Consider the following 18,776-nt stretch of genomic DNA (forward strand, 5'->3'; position numbering starts at 1 on the left):
TTTAATTGTTTATAACGAGTTTGGCTAATAGCTTAGCCGCTGATTTATATGATCGAAATCATATATTTGTTTCTGAAATATGCCACTATATGAGTATGTCAGAATAAGGTTGTGTAAAATTTTAACGTTAAATGTTTAATGATGTTAAATTTTAAGGGTAGAAGAATGTTTATTGCCTGGTATTGGATTGTATTAATCGCACTCGTTGCGGTGGGTTATTATTGTCATATGAAACGTTATTGTCGGGCATTCCGCCAGGACAGAGATGCCTTACTTGAAGCGCGAAACAAACTCTTTCGCCGTTCTGGTGAAGATAACAGCGCGATTAAGGAACAGGATTAGTCCTTCATATTCTGCTATGGATGAGCGGATGCTGTAAATTTGCAGAGTGGCATCCGCCCTCTGGATTATCCGATTCCCATCGACTGGAGGATGACGAGGCTTAACCCCATCACCGACATTCCACATAACACCCCATAGCTGGGATTATTATTGGGATCGATCTCTTTTGCCAACGGCATCAATTCATCGACGGACAGCGCCACCATAATACCTGCGACAGCCGCCATTATTGCCGCCATTACCACCGGTGATATAAGGCTACCGAGAATTAACCACGCCAGTACGCCGCCCAGTATTTCTGCCATACCTGAAATCCCTGCCCAGAATATCGCCGTACGTTTGGAGCCTGTGGCGGCATAGACGGGACCCGCCACCGCTAATCCTTCAGGAATATTGTGTAATGCAACGGCGAGGGCAATACCAAAGCCCAGCTCAAGGTTGCTACTGGCGGTAACAAACGTCGCAATCCCTTCAGGAAAGTTGTGCAGGCTGATGCCGAGCGTTAATAAAATCGCGGTGCGTTTAATAGAGCCGGGTAGAGGCTGCGTTGTTTTTTGTACCAGATCCTGAGGGTGCGCGTGCGGCAATAGACGGTCCAGACCAAAGTAGCCCAGTAAGCCGACGATAAACATTCCGTAGCCCAGCACTGGCGACATACCTTCAGCGGCCAGCGCAGCAGGTAGCATCTCCATAAGGGAGATCAGTAGCATAATCCCGGCGGCGAAGCCTAAAGAAAAGGCGAGAACGCGGTTAGACGGTTTTTGCCCTAACACGCCGAGAAATGCGCCGATAAACGTGGCGGCACCTGCCAGTAAAGTCAGAAGTAAAGGTACTGACATCGACAAATAAAACTCCTTATCAATCTGCTGTCCGGGTTGGATCGTCAAAATAACTGATGATCTTCATCATGGTTATCTGAGTTCTTCATCAACCGAATAAGCGTATTGTGGTGGTATCAAAATGACTCCCTCAGTAAGGATATCATCATGTCTTCAACTCGTATGCCAGCATTGTTTTTGGGCCACGGTAGCCCGATGAATGTTCTGGAAGATAACGTTTATACCCGTGCCTGGCAGCAACTGGGGGAAACGTTGCCGCGTCCGAAAGCCATTGTGGTGGTCTCGGCGCACTGGTTCACCCGTGGAACGGGTGTGACTGCGATGGAAGCCCCCAAAACGATCCACGATTTTGGCGGTTTTCCGCAAGCATTATATGACACCCATTACCCGGCTCCTGGTTCGCCTGAACTGGCACAGCATCTGGTTAACTTGCTTGCTCCAGTGCCTGTTACCCTGGACAAAGAAGCGTGGGGTTTTGACCACGGTTCCTGGGGCGTGCTGATCAAGATGTACCCGAATGCGGATATTCCGATGGTGCAACTGAGCATTGATAGCACCAAACCCGCGGCATGGCATTTTGAGATGGGCCGTAAGCTGGCGGCGCTGCGTGATGAGGGCATTATGCTGGTGGCCAGTGGTAACGTGGTGCATAACCTGCGCACTGCGCGCTGGCACGGTGAGAACACGCCTTATCCGTGGGCGACTTCATTCAATGATTATGTTAAGGCAAACCTGACATGGCAGGGACCGGTTGAGCAGCACCCATTGGTGAACTATCTCGATCATGAAGGTGGATCGTTATCAAACCCGACGCCGGATCACTATCTGCCGCTGCTGTATGTACTCGGGGCATGGGACGGTAAAGAGTCTGTCACGATCCCGGTAGATGGTATTGAGATGGGAAGTTTAAGTATGTTGTCGGTGCAGGTTGGATGATGAATGCCCGATGGCACTGCGCTTATCGGGCAATAAGTTCATGCTGAAGGCCGGGTAAGGCGGAGCCGCCACCCGGCACTCTCAATTATTCGACAAAAATATGCGGATAGAAACGTGACAGATCCTGTGTGATCAACGCGCGGTCTTCACGAATGCCGATCCCGGCTGGTTGATCGTTGATCAGCCAGCTGCCAATCAGCATATAGCTGTCGCCAAACTTCGGTAGCTGATGGAACTGCTGCACGATCATACCTTCTTCACCGTACGGCCCTTCCACTGCTTCGATCGTTTTACCGTTCTCAACAATGGAGACGTTAGCCCCCTCGCGTGAGAAGATCGGTTTGACGACGAATTTATCCATCTGCGGATGATCGTCTTCGGCGAAGTACGCTGGCAGCAGGTTCGGATGGTCCGGGAACATTTCCCATAACAGCGGCAACAGTGCTTTATTGGAGATAATGCTCTTCCAGGCCGGTTCCAGCCAGCGAACGCCAGCATCTTCCAGCTTGGTGGAGAACATTTCACGCAGCATGAATTCCCATGGATAGAGCTTGAACAGGTTAGCGATTACCTGATCCTGCATGTCGGTGAACTGACCTTTTTCACCAAGACCAATATCTTCTACATAGAGGAATTCTGTAGCGATCTCAGCTTCGGCCGCGCAATCCTGTAGATACTGGATCGTACCGCGATCTTCCACCGTATCACGACAGCAGGTCAGATGAAGCAGTTGAAAACCATACTGCTCACGCAGCTCGGTGAAACGCTCGATCAGTTTTTCCTGCAGACTGTTGAACTGATCGCTGCCTTCCGGCAGGTTGCCCGCATTGAGCTGATCTTCCAGCCAGATCCACTGGAAAAACGCGGCTTCGTACAGCGAGGTTGGCGTATCGGCGTTGTTTTCTAAAAGCTTGGGTTCACCCGTGCCGTCCCATGCCAGATCGAGACGTGAATAGAGCGACGGTTGCTGCGTCTGCCAGGACTGGCGGACAAAGCCCCAGGTATGCTTCGGAATGCGAAACTTGGTCATCAACTCATCGCTGGCGATGACCTTTTCCACCACCTTGAGGCACATTTGATGCAGCTCTGCGGTGACCTCTTCCAGCTTTTCGACCTGAGCAAGGGTGAGCTTATAGTACGCGTCTTCACACCAGTACGGCTCGCCGTACATCGTGTGAAAATTGAAACCGTATTCGGTGGCTTTGTCGCGCCAGTCCGGGCGCTCAACAATACTGACTCTTTCCATGACGATCAGCCACCCATTGAACGTGTGGTGGTGCCGCTTGCGCTACGCTGCATGGTGCTCTGTTTGGCCACAGACTCACCAAATCCGCCGCGGGTTACGGTAGAGGTGGTGGCAGGTTTCGGTGCCATAGCGGTTTTCGGTACGGTCATGGTGCGACCCGGCGTTGCTGCACCGTAGTTTTTACCGCTGGCATCCGTGTATTTGCCGTAAGCCGGGCTGGCTGGGTTTTTCGAGCTGAACAGCGGTTGCTGAGCGCCCATTCCGCCGCCCATCAGTCGGCCCATCATGTAGCCCGCCATCAGCGGCATCCAGAAGCTGCCGCTGCTTTGATTCTGCGCCTGAGCCTGGCCTTCACCGGTCGGCGCCATACCTGCTTGCGCAGGAGCCTGCTGGCACTGGCCTTCGCCGAATTCAGCGATACAGTCTTCACGAGTGGCGTATTTTGGCGCGGTACGTTCAGCTTCTTTCAGCGCATTGTTAAACGCAGTAGTACATTCGGCGCTTTTACCCGGGTTAGCTGCAGAGCAGTCGTCAGCGTTCTGATAAAGCGAAACCGTTTCGTCGCTCTTTTCACAGCCCGCGAGCATAAACACAGCGGTAACTGCCAGGGCGACAGGAGTCAGATGGCGCGCGCTCCAGCTTTTGCGGAACGAGGCGTGATGTATAGATTTTGTCCGTTTCATTTATGTCTTCCAGTACCCAGTGGTAACTCTGCTCAGAATAGAGGATGACTGGTCGAAATTGAAGCGGGAAGAGGCGAGAATGCGGAAGAAGAGGCGGATCTTTACGTTGTCTTACGTTCAGACGGGGCCGAAGCCCCGTCATCAGCATCAGTTACGGAACGGGTTGTTGCCGTTGCTGCTGGTTGAACGCGCGGCCGTTGGCTGAGCTGCAGGCGTCGCGCTGTTGGACGTATAACCGTCCGCCGCGGCATCTTGCTGCGCGTTTTCCGGCGCGATCGTATCCGGAGTCGTGGATACGGGTTTACCCAGCGTATTGTTCAGTGCTACCAGATCTTGCTCGTTCAGCGTACCGAGCGCAGATTTGACGTTTAACTGGTTAATAAGATAGGTATAACGCGCATTCGCCAGTTGCTGCTTGGCGTTGTACAGCGTGGTGGTGGCATCCAACACATCCACGATGGTACGTGTACCTACGGAATAGCCGGCTTCCATCGCATCCAAAGAGCTTTGGGCCGAGACAACCGCTTGTTTGTACGCGTTAATGCTACTGATGGAAGCATTAATGTTGTTGAACGAAGAACGCACGGTTTGCACCACGCTGCGGTGCGCGCTTTCCAGCTGTTCGCTCGCGCCAACAAAGTTGTACTGCGCTTGTTTCACCTGCGAGTTAACCATTCCGCCCTGATACAGCGGCAGCGAGAAGCTCAGACCAATTTTGTTCTGGCCCATGTTGCTGTCGTCGTACTGGGAGGTGTTGGTTTTAGAGCCGCTGTAAGAGGTGTCAGAAACGCCGGTAGAGGCAGTCAAATTCAGAGTCGGTAAATGACCATCCTGCGCCAGACGAATCTGCTCACGTGCCAGATCCTGGCTCAAACGGGCCTGCAATAATGACAGGTTGCGGTTTTCTGCTTCTTTCAGCAGCGCGTTCACCGCCTGCGGTTTGTTGGTTTTAAAACCATCAACGTTCAGTGAAGCCAGTTCCGGGTAGTAGTTACCGGTTACCTGGCGCAGCTGTTCTACCGCGTTATCCAGATTGTTACGCGCGGTAACTTCGTTCGCCAGTACAGTATCGTATTGTGAACGGGCGTTCTGTACGTCAGTGATGGCAACCAGGCCAACGTTAAAACGCTGAGTGGTCTGATCTAACTGACGATAGACCGCATCTTTCTGTGCCTGGGTATAAGAAAGCACGTCAATTGCGTTCAATACGTTAAAATAGGCTGTGGCGGTATTCAGGATCAGCGTTTGCTGATCGGTCTGATAGGTCACGTCCTGGATGCCCGCTGATTTTTCTTGCAGCGTCAGGGCACGCCATTTAGACATGTCAAAAATAGACTGAGTTAACTGCAAAGATGCGCTGGTTGCATTGGAGTTGACGCCATTTGCATCACGGTAGCCATTGCTGTAGGTGTAATCGGCACCTAAACCCAGTTGCGGCAGCAATGGACTACGCGCTTCGTTAATTTTTTCGAATGCAGCATCGCGATCGGCGGCGGATTTACGCAATTCCGGGTTGCTCAGGCGTGCTTGCTGATAAACCTGCATCAGGTTTTCTGCCTGGCTCAAAGTACTGAACCCCGACAGGCTCAGGCCGATAAGGATGGGGAGCAATTTCTTCATTTGCATTCCTTGTTGTGAAGCAGTATTTAGCGCTGATCAAATTGTAAAAATATTTGCTGATTCTAGCAGAATCCGCCACTTCAAAAAGTTGGCGTTACGTGCCATACGGCGTTAATTTGCATCAATTTAACACAAGGGCGTTCAAACATCAGTCAAACGACCTTGAAATTCACATTTTAATCACTATTGGTTTCAGGACAGCACAATGCGTAAACCAGACAACTTGCCAATGACTTTCACTAAAAATGATGTAGAAATTATTGCACGAGAAACGCTATACCGCGGTTTTTTTTCACTGGATCTTTATCGGTTTCGCCACCGCCTGTTTAACGGGGGGATGAGCGGTGAGGTAACGCGCGAAATTTTTGAGCGCGGACACGCGGCTGTCTTGCTACCCTTTGACCCTGAGCGGGATGAAGTTGTGCTGGTCGAGCAGATTCGTATTGCGGCATTTGATACCAGCGAAAGCCCGTGGCTACTGGAAATGGTAGCCGGAATGATCGAAGAGGGCGAAACCGTTGAAGATGTAGCCCGTCGTGAAGCAATGGAAGAGGCCGGGCTGGAAGTTAAACGGACGAAACCCGTTCTGAGCTATCTGGCAAGCCCAGGTGGCACCAGTGAGCGTCTGTCTATTTTAGTCGGCGAAGTGGACGCCACGACCGCGAGCGGAATACACGGTCTGGCTGATGAAAACGAAGATATTCGTGTTCATGTGGTAAGCCGGGAACAGGCTTACCAATGGGTAGAAGAGGGGAAAATCGACAACGCAGCGTCTGTCATCGCCTTGCAATGGTTACAGCTGCACTATCAAGAGTTAAAAACTGAGTGGAAAAAATGAAGCGTTACACACCTGACTTCCCTGAAATGATGCGTCTGTGCGAAACCAACTATTCGCAATTGCGCCGCCTGCTGCCACGTAATGATGCAGCCGGTGAAACAGTGAGCTATCAGGTAGCAAACGCACAATATCGGTTAACGATCGTTGAATCGACCCGATACACTACGCTTGTCGCGATCGAACAAACGGCACCGGCCGTCACTTACTGGAGCCTGCCGTCATTGACTGTGCGCCTGTATCATGACGCAAGGGTGGCTGAAGTGTGTTCAAGTCAGCAGATCTTTCGCTTCAAAGCGCGGTATGATTATCCAAATAAAAAGTTGCATCAACGCGACGAAAAGCATCAAATTAATCAGTTTCTGGCCGACTGGTTACGGTACTGTTTAGCACATGGAGCGATGGCGATTCCGGTTTATTAGCGTCGTGAAACCTAAGGACACCATTTGGAAAGCCTGTTAACCCTTCCTTTGGCTGGTGAGGCCAGAGTCAGGATCTTACAAATTACAGACACTCACCTGTTTGCCGAAAAGCATGAAACGCTGCTGGGTGTGAACACCTGGGACAGCTATCAATCCGTACTGGATGCAATACATGCAGAGTCGCCTGAGTACGATCTGATCGTCGCGACGGGTGATTTGGCGCAGGATCAATCCGCTGCGGCTTATCAGCATTTTGCTGAGGGCATCGCAAGTTTTCGTGCGCCTTGCGTTTGGCTACCGGGCAATCACGATTTTCAGCCGGCAATGTACAGCGCGCTGCAGGATGCGGGCATTTCCCCGGCCAAACGTGTTTTCATTGGCGAACAGTGGCAAATATTGTTGCTGGACAGCCAGGTGTTCGGCGTTCCCCACGGTGAGTTAAGTGAATTCCAGCTCGAATGGCTGGAGCGTAAACTTGCTGATGCGCCAGAGCGTAATACCTTGTTGCTTCTGCATCATCATCCTCTGCCTGCAGGCTGCAGCTGGCTCGATCAGCACAGTCTGCGTAATGCCGCTGAGCTGGATAACGTGCTGGTGAATTATCCTCGCGCCAGGTATCTATTGTGCGGGCATATTCATCAGGAACTGGATCTGGACTGGAACGGTCGCCGTCTGCTGGCGACGCCGTCGACCTGCGTGCAGTTTAAACCGCACTGTTCCAACTTCACATTGGATACCATCAGCCCAGGCTGGCGGACGCTGGAGCTTTTTGCCGACGGAACGTTGCAGACTCAGGTACGTCGTCTGCAGGGTAATCGGTTCCACCCTGATACCGCTTCAGAAGGCTACTGATGTCTACGCTTCTCTATCTTCACGGATTTAATAGCTCTCCTCGTTCGGCGAAGGCGTGTTTACTGAAAAACTGGCTGGCGGAGCACCACCCGCACGTTGAGATGATCGTGCCGCAGCTACCTCCGTATCCAGCGCAGGCCGCAGAGATGCTGGAATCGATCATTCTTGAACATGGCGGAGAGTCGCTGGGGATTGTCGGTTCCTCTTTAGGCGGTTATTACGCCACCTGGCTGTCGCAATGTTTTATGCTGCCGGCAGTGGTGGTGAACCCTGCCGTACGGCCTTATGAACTGCTGGTCGACTATCTCGGTCAAAACGAGAACCCCTACACGGGGCAGCAATATGTGCTAGAGTCACGCCATATTTACGATCTTAAAGTCATGCAGATTGACCCGCTGGAAGCGCCGGATTTGATCTGGCTGCTCCAACAAACGGGCGATGAAGTGTTGGACTACCGCCAGGCGGTGGCGTATTACGCCTCCTGCCGTCAGACAGTTATTGAGGGCGGAAACCACGCATTCACGGGCTTCGAAGATTATTTCAACCCGATTGTCGATTTCCTTGGACTGCACAGTTTCTGACGATCAATTCGAATTGCTTATTTAAACCATGACGCAAACTTATAACGCTGATGCCATTGAGGTACTCACTGGGCTTGAGCCGGTACGCCGTCGCCCTGGGATGTACACCGATACGACCCGTCCGAACCATCTTGGACAGGAAGTGATTGATAACAGTGTGGATGAAGCACTGGCGGGTCACGCAAAACGCGTGGACGTGATCTTACATGCCGACCAGTCACTGGAAGTCATTGATGACGGACGCGGCATGCCGGTAGATATTCACCCTGAAGAAGGCGTTCCGGCGGTTGAGCTGATCCTCTGTCGTCTGCACGCGGGCGGCAAGTTCTCTAACAAGAACTACCAGTTCTCCGGCGGTCTGCACGGTGTGGGTATCTCCGTCGTCAACGCCCTGTCCAAACGTGTGGAAGTGAACGTGCGCCGCGACGGGCAGGTATACAACATCGCGTTTGAGAATGGCGATAAAGTGCAGGATTTACAGGTAGTCGGTACCTGCGGCAAACGCAATACTGGGACCAGCGTGCACTTCTGGCCGGATGAAAGCTTCTTTGACAGCCCGCGTTTTTCTGTTTCGCGCTTAACGCACGTACTGAAAGCAAAAGCGGTACTGTGCCCAGGCGTTGAGATCACTTTTAAGGATGAGGTCAACAACAGCGAGCAGCGCTGGTGCTACCAGGATGGTTTAAATGACTATCTGAGCGAAGCGGTGAATGGCCTACCGACGCTGCCGGAAAAACCGTTTATCGGTAATTTCAGCGGTGAGACGGAGACGGTGGACTGGGCGCTGCTCTGGCTGCCGGAAGGCGGCGAGCTGCTGACCGAAAGCTATGTGAACCTGATCCCAACCATGCAGGGCGGTACGCACGTTAACGGTCTGCGTCAGGGACTGCTGGATGCGATGCGCGAGTTCTGTGAATACCGTAACATCCTGCCGCGTGGCGTGAAGCTGTCGGCGGAAGATATCTGGGATCGCTGTGCTTATGTATTGTCGGTAAAAATGCAGGATCCGCAGTTTGCCGGACAAACCAAAGAGCGCCTCTCTTCGCGTCAGTGTGCGGCATTCGTCTCTGGCGTGGTGAAAGATGCATTCAGTTTGTGGCTGAACCAGAATGTGCAGTCAGCCGAACTGCTGGCTGAGATGGCGATTTCCAGCGCGCAGCGTCGTCTGCGTGCGGCGAAAAAAGTAGTGCGTAAAAAGCTGACCAGCGGTCCGGCGCTGCCGGGTAAACTGGCGGACTGTACCGCACAGGATCTTAATCGCACCGAACTGTTCCTTGTCGAAGGTGACTCGGCGGGCGGATCGGCCAAGCAGGCGCGCGATCGTGAATATCAGGCGATCATGCCGCTGAAAGGTAAGATCCTCAATACATGGGAAGTCTCTTCCGATGAAGTGCTGGCTTCGCAGGAGGTTCACGATATTTCCGTGGCGATCGGCATCGATCCGGACAGCGACGATCTGAGCCAATTGCGCTACGGCAAGATCTGTATCCTGGCGGATGCGGACTCCGATGGCCTGCACATCGCCACGCTGCTGTGCGCGCTGTTTGTGAAACACTTCCGCACGCTGGTGAAACACGGTCACGTCTACGTGGCGCTGCCGCCGTTATACCGTATCGACCTTGGTAAAGAGGTGTATTACGCGCTGACGGAAGAAGAGAAAGCGGGCGTACTGGAGCAGTTAAAGCGCAAGAAAGGCAAGCCGAACGTGCAGCGCTTTAAAGGTCTGGGTGAAATGAACCCGATGCAGCTTCGTGAAACTACGCTGGATCCGAACACCCGTCGCCTGGTGCAGCTCATTATCGATGATGAAGACGATCAGCGTACCAACGCAATGATGGATATGCTGCTGGCCAAAAAGCGTTCTGAAGATCGTCGAAACTGGTTGCAAGAGAAAGGCGACCTGGCGGATCTCGAAGGGTAATTGCATGTAGAAAAGCCGGAGACGGGCGTAAAATGCCTTATCCGGCTCTCATCTGACGAAGCGATTTATGCCGGATAGCTAAGCGTCACCCGGCAAATCGACAATCTTAAATGCCCGACTCCAGAATACGAATATTCATGTCCAGCACGTCACCTTTCACGGCTTCGCTGTAGGCTTTCATATGCGGGGTCTGCAAATGCGCCTCAAGATGCGCAATGCTTTCCCACTGCTCAACCATCACGATTGAATCTGGCGCTGTGGTCTGAAAACTGACACCTGCGGCATGATCCACCATCGGCGCATAGCCGTGGCAGCCTTCTTCTTTCAGTACGGTCGGAACGATTTTAGCAAACTGATCCAGTACCGCCTGGCGGTGATGTTGACCTGGACGTGTACGGATTTCTGCAATAACGGTAAGCATGGTTAACTCCTTCTAATTCCAGGTTACCAGTTAACCAAAAATTTCGGTCAGATGCTTGCGATATTCTGCGATATAACGCGGGACGTCCGGCATTTTAATCACGTCATTGGTGATAAAGGTCGGCAGCGCTTCCATTCCCAGGAACTGGTTTGCTTTATGGAACGGGAGATAGACGCCATCAACGCCAACGCCATGGAAAAACTGGTCTTTTTCAGTGAAGGCTTCCATCGGTGCGTTCCAGGTCAGGGACAGCATGTATTTTTTGCCCTGAATCAGCCCGCCGGAGCCGTATTTTTTAGAGGCATCTGAACGTGTGCGGCCGTCGCTGGCGTACAGCGTACCGTGACCTTCGGTAAACACGTCATCGATGTATTTTTTCACGGTCCACGGTGCGCCCATCCACCAGCCAGGCATCTGCCAGATAACCGCATCGGCCCAGACGAAATTCTGCACTTCTGCTTTTACGTCATAATCGCTGTCTGCGCGTACGACTTTAACATCATGCCCGAGGTCGCGCAGGATACCGTCCGCGACCTCGGTCAGGGTGTCATTCAGTTGACCATTAGAATGGCCGAATTTTTTCGCCCCGTTGATAATTAGAATGTTGCTCATTTTGTGTCCTCAAGGAAATACGTTTGAGGACGATTTTACTCCCACCAGCGGTGCGGTGAAATTAGCAAAATGTGCAAAGTCTTTTGCTATGTGAGCAACAATAACGCAATTACCAACTGACTTTTGCTTCAAAGCCACCTTCCGGGGCATTGCCAAACGAGGCTGACATTCCATGCAGTGTTGCGATACGGCGGACAATCGACAGGCCGAGGCCGCTGCCGGTCACGCTTTGTCCCGGTGGACGATAAAAGCGTTCACCGATGTGTGTAAGTACCTCCGGCGCAACGCCAGGACCATTATCTTTGACGCTGAAGTTACGGGCGTTGAGCGTCACTTCCACAATGCTCCCCTGCGGACTGTAGCGAATGGCATTATCCAGCAGATTTCGTACCATCAGGCTCAGCAACAGCGGCTGTCCTGTGCGCGTGATATTGTGTGCGTTAATCTGCAAACGTACGTCAATATGCGCCTGCAGGGCCGGGTGGTAGATATCCATCACCGCGGATTGCAGTAGCTCCTCCAGCGAGATTTCTGCCACATCCTGAAGATTATCGAGGGAGTCGAGGCGCGAAAGCGTCAGGAGCTGATCGACCAGTCGGGTGGCGCGTTCAATTCCCGCATGCAGCTGCACCAGCGCTTTTTCCCGCGTTTGCGGGTCGTCGTCTGACAGTTGCACCACTTCGGTTTGCACCTTCAGCGCGGTCAACGGACTGCGTAGCTCGTGAGCAGCGTCAGAGGTAAAGCGTCGTTCGCGGACCATCATAGAGTGGATACGGGTAAACAGCTGATTAAGCGATTCAACCAGCGGGCGCACTTCGCTTGGCACACCTTTCGGGTCGAGCGGTTCTTCTGACTCCGGGGCGCGCCAGCGCAGAGCTTGCGCCAGTTTTTTTAGCGGCCTGAGTTCGCGACTCAGCATGACCACCAGGATCAGCAACATCAGCGGCAGCGCAACCAGCCACGGGGTTAACTGTGCGGTAAGGATCGACAGCGCCATATCCTCCCGGTATTCCCACTCCTGGCCCACCACAATGCGATATTTTCCATCAGCGGAATTCAGCCACAGGAAGCGCCAGGAATCGTTGTCGCCCCTGAGTTGGCCGTCGCTAAACCCCTCCCGGCTGTAGCTGTAGGGAATATCCTGGCCATTGTCGCCATCGTGTAGCACCATTTTGCCGTCGGTGGAGTAGATGGCAAACGCCAGTGCGTCGTCATCAATATGGCCATGTTTCAGTTTTTTTGGCGTGCGGGCCATCGTGCTTGAGGTGGTGACATCGCTGATATCCAGCGTGCTAAGCCGCTTGGCGAACAGCATCAGCTGCGTATCAAACAGTTCATCGACATTATCGGTAGTCTGCCTCCAGGCCACAAAACTGGATACGGCCCAGGTCGCTGATGCCAGAATCAGAAAAATAAGCGTTAGCCTGACTCGCAGGCTGAGGCGTTGTGTGAGTTTCATGCGTCACCCAGGGTATAGCCAATGCCATGTACGGTACGGATAAAGTCGCTGCCGAGCTTACGGCGTAAGTGATGGACATGGACCTCAACCGCATTGCTGGAGACATTTTCGTCCCAGGTATACAGTTTTTCTTCAATCAGTTTGCGGGGCAGGACGCGACCTTTGTTGCGCATCAGCAGTTCCAGCAGCGCGAACTCTTTAGGTTTGAGTGACAAAGGTTCACCCGCCGCCGTGGCGACCAGCGCGCCGGGATCGAGCGTTACCTGGCCATGGCACAATGTGTTGCTGGCCTGGCCGCTGGCACGACGTACCAGTGCCTCCAGTCTGGCGGCAACTTCGATCAGCGCAAAGGGTTTGCACAGATAGTCATCTGCGCCCAGGCGCAGGCCTTCAACGCGTTCTGCCAGCGCGTCGCGAGCGGTCAGAATCAGCACAGGCTCCTGCTTTCCGTTGGCTCGCCATTCGCGCAAAATGTCCCGTCCGTCTATGCCCGGCAGTGTCAGGTCGAGGATTACCGCATCATAAGGTGCGCTGTAGAGTGCTTCTTTCCCTTGGCGACCTTCGGTAAACCAGTCGATGCTGAAACCCATTTTACTCAGACCTGTTTTCAGGCCATCGCCAATCAACGTGTCATCTTCGATCAGTAAAATACGCATATGTTCATCCCTGCGATAACTCATTTGCAGTCAGTAAACCTGTGGCTACAGTCTCTGTACAGCAAAAAAAGTATCTTTTTTTGCCTTAAGAACTTGTTAAGGATTAACTTATTTAATAGTCGTAAACCAACATGAAAGGGAGACATGACGATGAAAAAATTAGCTGCAATGGTTGCCGTAATGGCACTGTGTTCCGCACCTGTTCTGGCAGCTCAGCAGGGCGGCTTCTCTGGGCCAACGACAACCACCACGCAGAGCCAAAACGGCGGATTTGTCGGCCCGAACGGTAGCAGCACGACGGTAGAAAGCGCCAAATCACTGCGTGATGACACCTGGGTTACCCTGCGTGGGAACATCGTTGAGCGTATTTCCGACGACCTGTACGTGTTTAAAGATGCGACCGGCACGGTGAATGTGGATATCGACCACAAGCGCTGGAACGGCGTAACCGTCACACCGCAGGATGTGGTTGAAATCCAGGGTGAAGTGGATAAAGACTGGAACTCCGTTGAAATCGACGTGAAACAGATTACCAAAGTTGCTAAGTAATCCCCATCAGGGCCGCATTCGCGGCCCTTTTCTTTGTGACTCAACACGCCAGATAGGGTAGTATCTGCGGCAATATTGCCCTTCAATAGAGGGGTACAAAGTTGAGGAACCACGATTAATGAGCGATATGGCAGAGCGCCTGGCGCTGCATGAATTCACGGAAAACGCCTATCTGAACTATTCCATGTACGTCATCATGGACAGGGCGTTGCCGTTTATTGGCGATGGTTTGAAACCCGTTCAGCGTCGCATCGTGTACGCGATGTCCGAACTGGGGCTGAATGCCAGCGCCAAATTTAAAAAATCCGCCCGTACCGTCGGTGACGTGCTGGGTAAATACCATCCGCATGGCGACAGCGCCTGCTATGAAGCGATGGTGCTGATGGCGCAGCCGTTCTCTTACCGTTACCCGCTGGTTGACGGGCAGGGGAACTGGGGGGCACCGGACGATCCGAAATCCTTCGCGGCGATGCGTTATACCGAATCACGCCTGTCTAAATATGCGGAAGTCTTGCTGGGCGAACTCGGTCAGGGAACGTCGGACTGGGTGCCAAACTTCGACGGCACCATGCAGGAGCCGAAGATGCTGCCTGCGCGTCTGCCAAATATTCTGCTGAACGGTACGACCGGTATTGCCGTTGGTATGGCAACGGACATTCCGCCACATAACCTGCGTGAAGTGGCAAAAGCAGCGATTACTCTGATTGAGCAGCCGAAAACGACGCTGGATCAGTTGCTGGATATCGTGCAAGGGCCGGATTACCCGACCGAAGCGGAGATCATTACCTCTCGCGCGGAGATTCGTAAAATTTACGAAAACGGACGCGGCTCCGTACGTATGCGTGCGGTATGGACGAAAGAAGACGGCGCGGTGGTGATTTCCGCGCTGCCGCATCAGGTTTCCGGGGCAAAAGTGCTGGAGCAGATCGCCGCTCAAATGCGCAATAAAAAGCTGCCGATGGTAGACGACCTGCGCGACGAATCGGATCACGAAAACCCGACCCGTCTGGTGATTGTCCCGCGCTCGAATCGTGTGGATATGGAGCAGGTGATGAACCACCTGTTTGCCACTACCGATCTCGAAAAAAGCTACCGTATCAACCTGAACATGATCGGTCTTGATGGTCGTCCGGCGGTGAAAAACCTGTTGGAGATCCTCACCGAATGGCTGGCGTTCCGCCGCGATACCGTGCGTCGCCGCCTGAATTATCGTCTGGAAAAAGTGCTCAAGCGCCTGCACATCCTTGAAGGTTTGCTGGTGGCGTTCCTCAACATTGACGAAGTAATCGAAATTATTCGTCATGAAGATGAACCTAAGCCTGAGCTGATGTCGCGGTTTGGCATTTCTGAAACCCAGGCTGAAGCCATCCTTGAGCTGAAATTGCGCCACCTTGCCAAACTCGAAGAGATGAAAATCCGCGGTGAGCAGGATGAGCTGGCGAAAGAGCGCGATCAGTTGCAGGCCATTCTGGCTTCCGAACGTAAAATGAGTAACCTGCTGAAGAAAGAGCTGCAGGCCGATGCAGACGCCTATGGCGACGATCGTCGTTCTCCGTTGCAGGAGCGCGAAGAAGCGAAGGCGATGAGCGAGCACGACATGCTGCCATCTGAGCCGGTGACCATTGTGTTGTCCCAGAGTGGCTGGGTGCGTAGCGCCAAAGGCCACGACATCGATGCACCGGGATTAAGCTATAAAGCGGGCGACAGCTTTAAGTCGGCAGTGAAGGGTAAGAGCAACCAGCCGGTGGTGTTCGTGGACTCGACCGGACGCAGCTATGCCATCGACCCGATTACGCTGCCGTCGGCGCGTGGTCAGGGTGAACCGCTGACCGGGAAGCTCACGCTGCCGCCAGGCGCGACGGTTGAGCACATGCTGATGGAAGGCGACGATCAGAAACTGCTGATGGCCTCCGATGCGGGCTACGGTTTTGTCTGCACCTTCAATGACCTGGTCGCACGTAACCGTGCTGGTAAGGCGTTGATTACGCTGCCAGAAAATGCGCGCGTGATGCAGCCGGTGGTGATTGAAGATGAAACCGACATGCTACTGGCTATTACCCAGGCCGGTCGCATGTTGATGTTCCCGGTGAGCGATTTACCGCAGTTGTCGAAAGGCAAAGGGAACAAGATCATTAATATCCCTTCAGCGGAAGCGGCGAAAGGCGAGGATGGTCTGGCGCAACTTTACGTGCTGCCGCCGCAGAGCACGCTGACCATCCACGTCGGTAAGCGCAAAATCAAACTGCGTCCTGAAGAGTTGCAGAAAGTGACCGGTGAGCGCGGTCGTCGCGGCACGCTAATGCGTGGTCTGCAGCGTATCGACAGCATTGAGATTGACTCGCCTCGACGCGCCAGTCACGGCGACAGCGAAGAATAACGCTACCGTCCGGCTCTCCCTGTTAAAGCCCAGGGAGAGCCAACGTTAAAAATTCCCGTGAAACCGTTGTTTATTCGTGCGTTGCGATTAACAATACGCTTTTCCAGAGAGCCGCCCTTAACAAAGCCCTAACCTGATACCGCATGATGAATCAGGTGACGTAAAATGCCAGGCTCTTAGGCCTTAGAGGTTGTTATGCTATATATTTTTCGTTTAATTATTACTGTTATTTACTGCGTTCTGGTCTGTATTTTCGGTTGCATATACTGTCTGTTCAGCCCACGAAATCCAAAACACGTCGCAACGTTCGGTCATATGTTTGGCCGCCTGGCTCCCCTTTATGGCCTGAAGGTCGAGTGCCGCATGCCGGCAGACGCGCAGAACTATGGTAATGCTATCTATATTTGTAACCATCAGAACAACTATGACATGGTTACCGCTGCGAATATCGTTCAGCCGCCGACGGTGACAGTAGGTAAAAAAAGCCTGCTGTGGATCCCTTTCTTCGGGCAGCTGTACTGGTTAACCGGTAACCTGTTGATTGACAGAAACAACCGCGCTAAAGCGCACAGCACCATTGCTGCCGTGGTGAATCATTTCAAAAAACGTCGCATTTCTATCTGGATGTTCCCGGAAGGGACGCGTAGCCGTGGTCGCGGTCTGCTGCCGTTTAAAACCGGTGCGTTCCATGCAGCGATTGCTGCAGGTGTCCCGGTCATTCCGGTGTGCGTTTCCACAACCTCGAACAAGATAAAACTCAATCGACTCAATAATGGTCTGGCGATTGTCGAGATGTTGCCGCCGGTGGATATTAGCCACTTTGGGAAAGATCAGGTTCGTGAACTGGCAGCGCATTGCCGCACGCTGATGGAACAAAAAATCGCAGAACTCGATAAAGAAGTTGCTGAGCGGGAAGCCGCCGGTAAGGTTTAATCCGCGCAATTCGGGTTTTTTACAGGAAATGACTTCCTGCGTGTTAATAGCCAGTTTTTTATGGAGTTTATATGTCATTCAGTCGGCGTCAGTTCATTCAGGCATCGGGGATCGCACTGTGTGCAGGTGCTGTTCCGCTGAAGGCTAATGCTGCCGGTCAGCAACAACCGTTACCCGTGCCTCCGCTGCTGGAATCCCGCCGGGGGCAGCCGCTATTTATGACGCTGCAACGTGCGCACTGGTCCTTTACGCAAGGCACGCGCGCACCTGTCTGGGGAATTAACGGCCGCTATCTGGGACCGACAATCCGCGTCTGGAAAGGGGATGACGTCAAGCTTATCTACAGCAACCGTCTGACTGAAAATGTCTCGATGACCGTCGCCGGGTTACAGGTACCTGGCCCGCTGATGGGCGGCCCGGCGCGCATGATGTCCCCGAATGCTGACTGGGCGCCGGTGCTACCGATTCGCCAGAATGCCGCCACGTTGTGGTATCACGCTAATACGCCAAATCGTACTGCTCAGCAGGTCTATAACGGTCTTGCCGGGATGTGGCTGGTTGAAGATGAAGTGAGTAAATCACTATCTATTCCCAACCACTATGGCGTGGATGATTTTCCGGTCATTATCCAGGACAAGCGGCTGGACAACTTTGGCACGCCGGAATACAGCGAGCCCGGCAGCGGTGGCTTTGTCGGTGATACGCTGCTGGTCAATGGGGCGCAAAGCCCGTATGTCGAAGTCTCCCGCGGCTGGGTGCGCTTGCGTTTGCTGAACGCTTCAAACTCGCGTCGTTACCAGCTGCAAATGAGTGATGGCCGTGCTCTGCATGTGATTTCCGGCGATCAGGGTTTTTTACCTGCGCCTGTTTCGGTGAAGCAGCTCTCGCTGGCTCCGGGCGAGCGTCGTGAGATCCTGGTGGATATGACTAATGGTAATGAGGTCTCTATCACCTGTGGTGAGGCGGCCAGTATTGTCGACAGGATCCGCGGGTTCTTTGAGCCTTCCAGTATTCTCATCTCCACGCTGGTATTGACGTTGCGCCCGACAGGTCTTCTGCCGCTGGTGACTGACAGCCTGCCAATGCGCCTGCTGCCAACGGAAATCCTCAGCGGTTCGCCGATTCGCAGCCGTGATATCAGCCTGGACGACGATCCTGGCATCAACGGTCAGCTGTGGGACGTCAATCGTATGGATATTACTGCCCAGCAGGGCTCCTGGGAGCGCTGGACGGTGCGGGCGGATATGCCCCAGTCCTTCCATATTGAAGGCGTCTCGTTCCTGATCCGTAATGTGAATGGCGCGATGCCGTTCCCGGAAGACAGAGGCTGGAAAGATACTGTCTGGGTTGATGGCCAGGTTGAATTACTGGTTTATTACGGACAGCCTTCCTGGGCCCATTTCCCGTTCTACTTTAATAGCCAGACGCTGGAAATGGCGGATCGTGGCTCAATCGGACAGATGTTGGTGAACCCGGCGCCGTAATGCGCCGG

Annotated in this window: 19 protein-coding genes; 11 read left to right on the plus strand and 8 right to left on the minus strand. The window is 53.2% G+C overall.

Going from position 1 to position 18,776, the window contains the following annotated elements:
- The first annotated feature begins 165 nt into the window (after window positions 1-165).
- Window positions 166-342, plus strand: a complete 177-nt coding sequence (locus tag OGX89_RS02370) for a hypothetical protein (protein ID WP_003828416.1) — start codon at window positions 166-168, stop codon at window positions 340-342.
- 65 nt (window positions 343-407) lie between these two features.
- Here OGX89_RS02370 and zupT read toward each other — a convergent pair whose 3' ends face one another.
- Window positions 408-1,181: a zinc transporter ZupT gene (zupT, locus tag OGX89_RS02375; protein WP_003024600.1), complete on the minus strand. Its 774-nt coding sequence runs from the start codon at window positions 1,179-1,181 to the stop codon at window positions 408-410.
- A gap of 147 nt (window positions 1,182-1,328) precedes the next feature.
- Between zupT and ygiD the strand changes: the two genes are divergently transcribed.
- The gene (ygiD, locus tag OGX89_RS02380; RefSeq protein WP_126317407.1) at window positions 1,329-2,117 is read left to right on the plus strand and encodes a 4,5-DOPA-extradiol-dioxygenase; all 789 of its coding nucleotides are present in this window, start codon (window positions 1,329-1,331) and stop codon (window positions 2,115-2,117) included.
- A gap of 85 nt (window positions 2,118-2,202) precedes the next feature.
- Here ygiD and OGX89_RS02385 read toward each other — a convergent pair whose 3' ends face one another.
- The 3 genes from OGX89_RS02385 to tolC form a co-directional block, all read right to left on the minus strand.
- A complete protein-coding gene (locus OGX89_RS02385; RefSeq protein WP_003828411.1) occupies window positions 2,203-3,363 on the minus strand; it encodes a glutathionylspermidine synthase family protein in 1,161 nt (386 codons plus the stop codon).
- 5 nt (window positions 3,364-3,368) lie between these two features.
- Entirely contained in the window at window positions 3,369-4,046 is a 678-nt protein-coding gene (locus tag OGX89_RS02390) for a DUF1190 family protein (RefSeq protein WP_003024591.1), read from the minus strand.
- Window positions 4,047-4,193: 147 nt separating this feature from the next.
- Window positions 4,194-5,672 (minus strand): outer membrane channel protein TolC, encoded by a 1,479-nt coding sequence (gene tolC, locus OGX89_RS02395; protein ID WP_126957673.1) that lies wholly within the window; start codon window positions 5,670-5,672, stop codon window positions 4,194-4,196.
- 199 nt (window positions 5,673-5,871) lie between these two features.
- Between tolC and nudF the strand changes: the two genes are divergently transcribed.
- From nudF to parE, 5 genes are read left to right on the plus strand one after another with little or no spacing between them, the layout of a single operon-like run.
- Window positions 5,872-6,504: an ADP-ribose diphosphatase gene (gene nudF, locus OGX89_RS02400; protein ID WP_048225550.1), complete on the plus strand. Its 633-nt coding sequence runs from the start codon at window positions 5,872-5,874 to the stop codon at window positions 6,502-6,504.
- A complete protein-coding gene (locus OGX89_RS02405; protein WP_003024582.1) occupies window positions 6,501-6,923 on the plus strand; it encodes a DUF1249 family protein in 423 nt (140 codons plus the stop codon). Before nudF ends, OGX89_RS02405 begins: the two co-directional genes overlap by 4 nt.
- Before the next feature lie 24 nt (window positions 6,924-6,947).
- Entirely contained in the window at window positions 6,948-7,775 is an 828-nt protein-coding gene (gene cpdA / locus OGX89_RS02410) for a 3',5'-cyclic-AMP phosphodiesterase (RefSeq protein ID WP_008785825.1), read from the plus strand.
- Entirely contained in the window at window positions 7,775-8,356 is a 582-nt protein-coding gene (gene yqiA, locus OGX89_RS02415) for an esterase YqiA (RefSeq protein WP_003024575.1), read from the plus strand. Before cpdA ends, yqiA begins: the two co-directional genes overlap by 1 nt.
- Window positions 8,357-8,384: 28 nt before the next feature.
- Window positions 8,385-10,277, plus strand: a complete 1,893-nt coding sequence (parE, locus tag OGX89_RS02420) for a DNA topoisomerase IV subunit B (RefSeq protein WP_003024571.1) — start codon at window positions 8,385-8,387, stop codon at window positions 10,275-10,277.
- Window positions 10,278-10,383: 106 nt separating this feature from the next.
- Here the strand turns inward: parE and OGX89_RS02425 are convergent, their stop codons facing one another.
- From OGX89_RS02425 to qseB, 4 genes are all read right to left on the minus strand, one after another.
- Complete coding sequence (locus OGX89_RS02425; RefSeq protein ID WP_003024557.1) at window positions 10,384-10,698, minus strand: putative quinol monooxygenase; 315 nt, start codon at window positions 10,696-10,698, stop codon at window positions 10,384-10,386.
- 30 nt (window positions 10,699-10,728) lie between these two features.
- The gene (locus OGX89_RS02430) at window positions 10,729-11,310 is read right to left on the minus strand and encodes an NAD(P)H-dependent oxidoreductase (protein WP_003828397.1); all 582 of its coding nucleotides are present in this window, start codon (window positions 11,308-11,310) and stop codon (window positions 10,729-10,731) included.
- Window positions 11,311-11,419: 109 nt separating this feature from the next.
- Window positions 11,420-12,769 (minus strand): quorum sensing histidine kinase QseC, encoded by a 1,350-nt coding sequence (gene qseC / locus OGX89_RS02435; RefSeq protein WP_003828395.1) that lies wholly within the window; start codon window positions 12,767-12,769, stop codon window positions 11,420-11,422.
- A complete protein-coding gene (qseB, locus tag OGX89_RS02440) occupies window positions 12,766-13,425 on the minus strand; it encodes a quorum sensing response regulator transcription factor QseB (protein ID WP_003828394.1) in 660 nt (219 codons plus the stop codon). Before qseB ends, qseC begins: the two co-directional genes overlap by 4 nt.
- Before the next feature lie 150 nt (window positions 13,426-13,575).
- Here qseB and OGX89_RS02445 point away from each other — a divergent pair, with 150 nt between their 5' ends.
- The 4 genes from OGX89_RS02445 to ftsP all read left to right on the plus strand — a co-directional run bounded on the left by OGX89_RS02445 (window position 13,576) and on the right by ftsP (window position 18,768).
- On the plus strand, window positions 13,576-13,974 hold the full coding sequence (locus OGX89_RS02445; protein ID WP_003024544.1) for a YgiW/YdeI family stress tolerance OB fold protein: 399 nt from the start codon (window positions 13,576-13,578) through the stop codon (window positions 13,972-13,974).
- 118 nt (window positions 13,975-14,092) lie between these two features.
- Complete coding sequence (gene parC / locus OGX89_RS02450; RefSeq protein ID WP_003828391.1) at window positions 14,093-16,351, plus strand: DNA topoisomerase IV subunit A; 2,259 nt, start codon at window positions 14,093-14,095, stop codon at window positions 16,349-16,351.
- A 195-nt stretch (window positions 16,352-16,546) separates the two neighbouring features.
- The gene (plsC, locus tag OGX89_RS02455) at window positions 16,547-17,284 is read left to right on the plus strand and encodes a 1-acylglycerol-3-phosphate O-acyltransferase (protein WP_003024540.1); all 738 of its coding nucleotides are present in this window, start codon (window positions 16,547-16,549) and stop codon (window positions 17,282-17,284) included.
- Window positions 17,285-17,355: 71 nt separating this feature from the next.
- On the plus strand, window positions 17,356-18,768 hold the full coding sequence (gene ftsP / locus OGX89_RS02460) for a cell division protein FtsP (protein WP_008785819.1): 1,413 nt from the start codon (window positions 17,356-17,358) through the stop codon (window positions 18,766-18,768).
- Window positions 18,769-18,776: the final 8 nt, after the last annotated feature.

The sequence above is a fragment of the Citrobacter sp. Cpo103 genome (genome assembly GCF_030332605.1).
Classification (GTDB): Bacteria; Pseudomonadota; Gammaproteobacteria; order Enterobacterales; family Enterobacteriaceae; genus Citrobacter; species Citrobacter portucalensis.

Coding starts and splice junctions, on each gene's coding strand:
- OGX89_RS02370 (WP_003828416.1), top strand. CDS start 166: ATGTTTATTGCCTGGTATTGGATTGTATTAATCGCACTCGTTGCGGTG.
- zupT (WP_003024600.1), bottom strand. CDS start 1,181: ATGTCAGTACCTTTACTTCTGACTTTACTGGCAGGTGCCGCCACGTTT.
- ygiD (WP_126317407.1), top strand. CDS start 1,329: ATGTCTTCAACTCGTATGCCAGCATTGTTTTTGGGCCACGGTAGCCCG.
- OGX89_RS02385 (WP_003828411.1), bottom strand. CDS start 3,363: ATGGAAAGAGTCAGTATTGTTGAGCGCCCGGACTGGCGCGACAAAGCC.
- OGX89_RS02390 (WP_003024591.1), bottom strand. CDS start 4,046: ATGAAACGGACAAAATCTATACATCACGCCTCGTTCCGCAAAAGCTGG.
- tolC (WP_126957673.1), bottom strand. CDS start 5,672: ATGCAAATGAAGAAATTGCTCCCCATCCTTATCGGCCTGAGCCTGTCG.
- nudF (WP_048225550.1), top strand. CDS start 5,872: ATGCGTAAACCAGACAACTTGCCAATGACTTTCACTAAAAATGATGTA.
- OGX89_RS02405 (WP_003024582.1), top strand. CDS start 6,501: ATGAAGCGTTACACACCTGACTTCCCTGAAATGATGCGTCTGTGCGAA.
- yqiA (WP_003024575.1), top strand. CDS start 7,775: ATGTCTACGCTTCTCTATCTTCACGGATTTAATAGCTCTCCTCGTTCG.
- parE (WP_003024571.1), top strand. CDS start 8,385: ATGACGCAAACTTATAACGCTGATGCCATTGAGGTACTCACTGGGCTT.
- OGX89_RS02425 (WP_003024557.1), bottom strand. CDS start 10,698: ATGCTTACCGTTATTGCAGAAATCCGTACACGTCCAGGTCAACATCAC.
- OGX89_RS02430 (WP_003828397.1), bottom strand. CDS start 11,310: ATGAGCAACATTCTAATTATCAACGGGGCGAAAAAATTCGGCCATTCT.
- qseC (WP_003828395.1), bottom strand. CDS start 12,769: ATGAAACTCACACAACGCCTCAGCCTGCGAGTCAGGCTAACGCTTATT.
- qseB (WP_003828394.1), bottom strand. CDS start 13,425: ATGCGTATTTTACTGATCGAAGATGACACGTTGATTGGCGATGGCCTG.
- OGX89_RS02445 (WP_003024544.1), top strand. CDS start 13,576: ATGAAAAAATTAGCTGCAATGGTTGCCGTAATGGCACTGTGTTCCGCA.
- parC (WP_003828391.1), top strand. CDS start 14,093: ATGAGCGATATGGCAGAGCGCCTGGCGCTGCATGAATTCACGGAAAAC.
- plsC (WP_003024540.1), top strand. CDS start 16,547: ATGCTATATATTTTTCGTTTAATTATTACTGTTATTTACTGCGTTCTG.
- ftsP (WP_008785819.1), top strand. CDS start 17,356: ATGTCATTCAGTCGGCGTCAGTTCATTCAGGCATCGGGGATCGCACTG.